We start from the raw sequence: 6,745 nt of genomic DNA, 5'->3' as shown, positions 1-6,745 counted from the left end.
CAGCAGCCCATTCGCGGCACAAGGCCGCTCCTACAGGTATCGCGCCGGGTTATTGGGCCTGCGCCCTCTTCGCCCTCCATCCCGCGATCAGCGACGGCCCCAGCGCCACCAGCGCCGAGCCCAGCACCACCGTCATCGCTCCGACATACCCCAGGGCGTTGATCTGTTCGGCGTGAACATAAGCCGGCCACAACCAGGCGCCCAGCGCCACCGCGACGAACGTCACCAGCGGTGTCAGCGCCAGGGTCGCGCTGACCCGCGAGGCCTCCCAATGCGCCAAGGCCTCGGCGAACGCGCCATAGGCCACCAGCGTGTTCAGGCAGCAGGCCAGCAGCAGCCAGCCCTGCAACGGGCTCAACTGCAACGCCTGCAGCGGGTGTACCCAAGGTGTCAGCAATAGCGCGCAGCACAGGTAGAGCACCATCATCACCTGTTGCGAGTTCCACAGCGTCAGCAGCTGCTTCTGGCTCAGGGCATATAGCACCCAGATGCTGGTCGCCAGGAGGATGGTCAGCACCCCGGTGGTGTAGGTACCCAGCGAGCCAAGCAATTCCTCCAGGCGCTGGTTGAAGAACAAAGCAAACCCCGCCAGCAGCACCAGCAGGCCCAAGCCCTGCCCCAGGCTGAAGCGCTCCTTGAACACCAGCACGCTGGCCACCAGCAGCAACACCGGGCCCAGTTGCACCACCAGTTGCGCGGTGCCGGGGCTGATCAGCTTGAGGCCGACCAGGTACAGCACGTAGTTGCCCACCAGCCCAGCTACCGCGATGGCCACCAGGCCCCTGCCCTTGGCGCCCAAGCGGCGCAGCGACGGCAAGCGGCGGTGGGCGGCGAGCCAGGCGAACAGCAGGCCGCCCGAGACGGACAGGCGGTACCAGGTCACGGTCACCGGGTCCATCACCTGCAACACCTGCTTGAGCTTGATCGGCAGGATGCCCCAGAGCAGCGCGGTCAACAGTGCCAACAGCAGGCCATGGACCCAGCGTCCGGAAGAAATGTGCATGCTGTCCTCGAATCGGGCCTTGGTGGGGAGCGTGCAGTCTAAAGCTTGGCCGGGGAGGATGTGACGGGAAAAGATTTCATCAAGTCATTCCCTGTGCGCATGCTGTACCGCCCGGTTCGCCAGCAGGTGACGCGCATGGGGTTTGCAAGTCAGGCTGGTCACGGGGTTGTTATTTCTTGTGCTTGGCCAACGCCGCCTCCAGTGCCTGGTTGATGGTGCGCAGCACCTTCACCCGCGCCCAACGCTTGTCGTTGGCTTCTACCAGGGTCCAGGGCGCAATCTCGGTGCTGGTGCGGTCGACCATGTCGCCCACCGCCTCGGCATAGACATCCCACTTGTCGCGGTTGCGCCAGTCTTCCTCGGTAATCTTGTAACGCTTGAACGGAATCTGCTCGCGCTCCTCGAAGCGCTCCAGCTGGGTCTGCTGGTCGATGGCCAGCCAGAACTTGACCACCACCACCCCGGCGTTGCTCAACTGTTCCTCGAAGTCGTTGATCTCGCCGTAGGCACGCATCCAGTCGGCCGGGCTGCAAAAGCCCTCGACCCGCTCCACCAGCACCCGGCCATACCAGGAGCGGTCGAAGATGGTGAACTTGCCGCGGGCCGGGATATGCCGCCAGAACCGCCACAGGTACGGCTGGGCGCGTTCTTCCTCGGTGGGCGCGGCAATCGGCACGATGCGGTACTGGCGTGGGTCCAGCGCCGCCGCCACGCGGCGGATCGCCCCGCCCTTGCCCGCCGCGTCATTGCCCTCGAACACCGCCACCAGGGCGTGGCGGCGCATGCGCTTGTCGCGCAGCAAGCCGGCGAGCCGGGCCTGTTCGGTGACCAACTGCTCGGCGTAATCCTTCTTGTCCAGGCTCAGGGTCATGTCCAGGGCACCGAGCAGGCTTTTCTGGTCGATGCTGCGCCCCAGCGGCGCGACATTGCCCTGGTGCTTGGGCGGGGTATTGGCCAAGGCCGCCTGCAAGCTCTCCAGCAGGATCCGCCCAACCGCCAGGCTGCGGTAATACGGGTCGACGCCCTCGACCACATGCCAGGGCGCATAGTCGCGGCTGGTGCGGCGCAGCACGCGCTCGCCGAAACGCACGAAGCGGTCGTAGGTTTGCGACTGCTGCCAGTCCAGCGGGCTGATGCGCCAGTTGTGCAGCGGATCGTCGCGCAGCGCCTTGAGCCGGGCCTTCATCTGTTTCTTGGACAGGTGGAACCAGAACTTGATGATCAACGCGCCTTCCTCGCAGAGCATCTGCTCCAGGCGCTCGGCCCCGGCGATGGCCTGGTCGAGCACGGCATCCTTGAACTGGCCATGCACCCGGCCTTCGAGCATCTGGCTGTACCAGTTGCCGAAGAACACCCCCATCCGCCCTTTCGGCGGCAGTGCCCGCCAGTAGCGCCAGGCCGGCGGGCGGGCCAGCTCTTCGTCGGTCTGCTGGTCGAAGGTGCGCACCTCGATCAGCCGCGGGTCCATCCATTCGTTGAGCAGCTTGACCGTTTCGCCCTTGCCCGCGCCCTCGATGCCGTTGATCAGCACGATCACCGGGAACCGCGCCTGCTGCTTGAGTTCGTACTGGGCCTCGAGCAGCGCCTCGCGCAGGGCGGGGACCTCGGCCTCGTAGGTGTCCTTGTCGATGCTGTGACCGATTTCGGCGGATTCGAACATGGATGGCTCCTTCAATGGATAAGCAAGACTAGCGGAATTGTGCTTCGCCTGTACCGGCCCATTCGCCGGCGAGCCGGCTCCTACGGTGATCGCGCCGCAGGTACGAACTGCGTAAATTCCACGGATGACATAAAATCCGCCCATTCGCTGCAACCGAGCCAACCATGTCCACCCTCCTTCAGCATGCCCAGATCGACTGGGACGACCAGGGCCGCCCTCATTCCCGGCAATACGACGATGTCTATTTCGCCATCAACGAGGGCATCGACGAGACCCTGCACGTATTCATCGAGCAGAACCACCTGCGCCAGCGCTTCGCAGAAATGACAGCGCACGGCTGCCTGGTGATTGGCGAGACGGGCTTTGGCACCGGCATGAACTTCTTTTGCGCCTGGCAACTGTTCGCCGAGCTGGCCCCCGCCGAGGCACGCCTGCATTTCGTCAGCGTCGAGAAGTACCCGCTGAGCCGCGACGATCTGGCCCGGGCCATGCAACTGTGGCCGCAGCTGGCGGCCTTCACCCAGCCGCTGCTGGCGCAGTACGTGGCGATTCACCCAGGTTTCCAGCAGTTCAGCCTCGACGGCGGCCGCGTCACCCTCACCTTGATGATCGGCGATGCGCTGGAGCAACTGCCGCAACTGGACGCGCACATCGACGCCTGGTTCCTCGACGGCTTCGCCCCGGCGAAAAACCCCGACATGTGGACACCGGAGCTGTTTGCCCAACTGGCGCGCCTGTCTCATCCCGGCACCACGCTTGGCACCTTCACCACCACCGGCTGGGTGCGCCGCGGCTTGATCGACGCCGGCTTCAGCATGAAGAAGGTGCCGGGTATCGGCAAGAAGTGGGAGGTGATGCACGGTGTCTACAGCGGCACGCCAGCAAGCCCCGTGGCGCCCTGGTACGCACGCCCGACGCCCTTGCCGGGGCCGCGCGAGGCACTGGTGATCGGCGCGGGCCTGGCCGGCAGCGCCACGGCCCGCAGCCTGGCCAGCCGTGGCTGGCAGGTCAGCGTGCTGGAGCGTCACGCCGGTCCTGCCCGGGAAGCCTCAGGCAACCCCCAGGGCGTGCTGTACCTCAAGCTGTCGGCCCACGGTACCGCCCTGTCGCAGATGATCCTCGCCGGCTTCGGCTACACCCGCCGCTGGCTCGAACGCCTGCAGCGCGGCCAGGACTGGGATGCCTGCGGCGTGCTGCAATTGGCGTTCGATGAAGCAGAAAGCCAACGCCAGGCCAAGCTTGCCGGCGCCTTCGACCGCAGCCTGCTGCAACCGCTAGAGCGTGAGCAGGCCCAGGCCTTGGCCGGGGTGGCGCTGGCCAGCGGCGGCCTGTTCTACCCCGAAGGGGGCTGGGTGCATCCGCCGGCCCTGTGCCAGGCCCAGCTGGCGCACCCGCGTATTCGCCTGCTCAGCCATGCCAACGTCATCGAACTGCGCAAGGCCGACGGCCTGTGGCAGGCCTGGGACGGCGAGCGCCTGCTGGCCAGCGCGGCGCTGGTGGTGCTGGCCGGGGCAGCCGACGTTCGCCATTTCCCGGCTTGCGCCGGGTTGCCGCTCAAGCGTATCCGCGGGCAGATCACCCGCCTGCCCGCCACCCTGGCCAGCCAGGCGCTGAACACGGTGGTGTGCGCCGAAGGCTATGTGGCGCCCCCGCGCGGCGCTGAACACACCCTGGGCGCCAGCTTCGACTTCCATAACCAGGACACCACGCCCAGCGTCGCCGAGCACCAGGGCAACCTGGCACTGCTGGAGGAAATCTCCAGCGACCTGGCGCAACGCCTGGGCGCCGCCGAACTCGACCCGGCGCTGCTCGAAGGCCGCGCGGCGTTTCGTTGCACCAGCCCGGACTACCTGCCCATCGTCGGGCCGCTGGCAGCCCCCGAACGGTTCGCCGAGCATTATGCCGTGCTGGGCAAGGACGCGAGGCAGGTGCCCGCCGTGGCGTGTCCATGGCTGGAAGGGTTGTATGTGAACAGCGGGCATGGCTCGCGAGGGCTGATTACCGCGCCGCTGTGCGGCGAGCTGATTGCCGCGTGGGCCAGTGGCGAACCGCTGCCGGTGCCCAGGGCGGTGGCCGAGGCATGCCACCCCAACCGCTTTGCCTTGCGCCGGTTGATTCGCGGGCAGTAAGCGGTAGCAACCATCGCGGGACAAGCCCGCTGCCAAGCCCCCGCGATGGCCGCTCACCCTATATAACTGATTGATCTAAAACTCTTGCAAACCACTCAGGTCTCTACCTAAGTGGCCCATTTTTGGGTGCACACCTCCCCAACGGCAAAACCGGTAAGGACTTATGTGCGGATTAGCAGGAGAGTTACGTTTCACCCCCATCGACCAAGCCCCCCGCCCGGCGGACCTCGCCGCGGTGGAGCGCATCACCCACCACCTGGCGCCCCGCGGCCCCGACGCCTGGGGCTTCCATAGCCAGGGCCCGATCGCCCTCGGCCACCGCCGGCTGAAGATCATGGACCTGTCCGACGGCTCGGCGCAGCCGATGGTCGACAGCACCCTGGGCCTGTCGCTGGCCTTCAACGGCGCCATCTACAACTTCCCCGAGCTGCGCGAAGAGCTGCAAGCCCTGGGCTACAGCTTCTGGTCCGACGGCGACACCGAGGTGCTGCTCAAGGGCTACCATGCCTGGGGCGCGGCGCTGCTGCCCAAGCTCAACGGCATGTTCGCCCTGGCCATCTGGGAGCGCGATGCCCAGCGCCTGTTCCTGGCCCGCGACCGGCTCGGCGTCAAGCCGCTGTACCTGTCGCGCAACGGCGAACGCCTGCGCTTCGCCTCGACCCTGCCGGCGTTGCTCAAAGGCGGCGACATCGACCCGATGATCGACCCAGTGGCGCTCAACCACTACCTCAACTTCCATGCCGTGGTGCCCGCGCCGCGCACCCTGCTGGCCAACGTGCAGAAACTCGAGCCCGGCAGCTGGATGCGCATCGACTGCCACGGCGAAGTCGAACGCCAAACCTGGTGGCAACTGCACTACGGCGCCAACCCCGACGAGCGCGAGCTCGACCTGGAAGGCTGGACCAGCCGCGTGCTCGACGCCACCCGCGACGCCGTGGCGATTCGTCAGCGCGCGGCGGTGGACGTTGGCGTGCTGCTGTCCGGCGGCGTCGACTCGAGCCTGCTGGTCGGCTTGCTGCGCGAGGCCGGGGTGGACGACCTGTCGACTTTCTCCATCGGCTTCGAGGATGCCGGCGGCGAGCGCGGCGACGAATTCCAGTACTCCGACCTGATCGCCCGGCACTATGGCACCCGTCACCATCAGTTGCGCATTGCCGAACACGAGATCATCGAGCAGTTGCCCGCCGCCTTCCGCGCCATGAGCGAGCCGATGGTCAGCCACGACTGCATCGCCTTCTACCTGCTGTCGCGGGAAGTGGCCAAGCACTGCAAGGGCGTGCAGAGTGGCCAGGGCGCCGACGAGCTGTTCGCCGGCTACCACTGGTACCCCCAGGTTGACGGCGCCGAGGATGCCTTCGCGGCCTACCGCGACGCCTTCTTCGACCGTAGCCACGCCGAGTACCGCGACACCGTGCAGGCCCCCTGGCTGCTGGAGACCGACGTGGCCGGCGACTTCGTCCGCGAGCACTTCGCCCGCCCCGGCGCGCCGGACGCGGTGGACAAGGCCCTGCGCCTGGACAGCACGGTGATGCTGGTGGACGACCCGGTCAAACGGGTGGACAACATGACCATGGCCTGGGGCCTGGAGGCGCGCACGCCATTCCTGGACTACCGCCTGGTGGAGCTGTCGGCGCGCATCCCGGCGCGCTTCAAGCTGCCCGACGGCGGCAAGCAGGTGCTCAAGCAGGCCGCGCGGCGGGTCATCCCCCATGAGGTGATCGACCGCAAGAAAGGCTACTTCCCGGTGCCCGGCCTCAAGCACTTGCAAGGCGCCACCCTGGAGTGGGTACGCGAGCTGCTGACCGACCCGAGCCAGGACCGTGGCCTGTTCAAGCCGGCGATGCTCGACCGCCTGCTGAGCAATCCCCATGGCCAGCTCACCCCATTGCGCGGCTCCAAGCTATGGCAACTGGCGGCCCTGAACCTGTGGTTCAGCGAACAAGGAATCTGACC

Annotated in this window: 4 protein-coding genes; 2 read left to right on the top strand and 2 right to left on the bottom strand. The window is 66.8% G+C overall.

Annotation, left to right across the window (positions count from 1 at the left end):
• Positions 1-49: 49 nt before the first annotated feature.
• Positions 50-1,003: a DMT family transporter gene (locus ACODS5_RS12270; RefSeq protein ID WP_489108783.1), complete on the bottom strand. Its 954-nt coding sequence runs from the start codon at positions 1,001-1,003 to the stop codon at positions 50-52.
• Positions 1,004-1,172: 169 nt separating this feature from the next.
• Positions 1,173-2,663, bottom strand: coding sequence for a polyphosphate:AMP phosphotransferase (gene pap, locus ACODS5_RS12265; RefSeq protein WP_134689266.1), 1,491 nt, complete (start codon positions 2,661-2,663; stop codon positions 1,173-1,175).
• 164 nt (positions 2,664-2,827) lie between these two features.
• On the opposite strand from pap, the gene mnmC reads away from it, so the two are divergent.
• On the top strand, positions 2,828-4,792 hold the full coding sequence (mnmC, locus tag ACODS5_RS12260; protein WP_489108782.1) for a bifunctional tRNA (5-methylaminomethyl-2-thiouridine)(34)-methyltransferase MnmC2/FAD-dependent 5-carboxymethylaminomethyl-2-thiouridine(34) oxidoreductase MnmC1: 1,965 nt from the start codon (positions 2,828-2,830) through the stop codon (positions 4,790-4,792).
• A 163-nt stretch (positions 4,793-4,955) separates the two neighbouring features.
• Entirely contained in the window at positions 4,956-6,743 is a 1,788-nt protein-coding gene (locus ACODS5_RS12255; protein WP_134689269.1) for an N-acetylglutaminylglutamine amidotransferase, read from the top strand.
• Positions 6,744-6,745: the final 2 nt, after the last annotated feature.

This window comes from Pseudomonas sp. FG47 (genome assembly GCF_057809115.1).
Note: the sequence above shows the minus strand (reverse complement) of the source record. Positions and strands in the feature narration are given on the sequence as shown.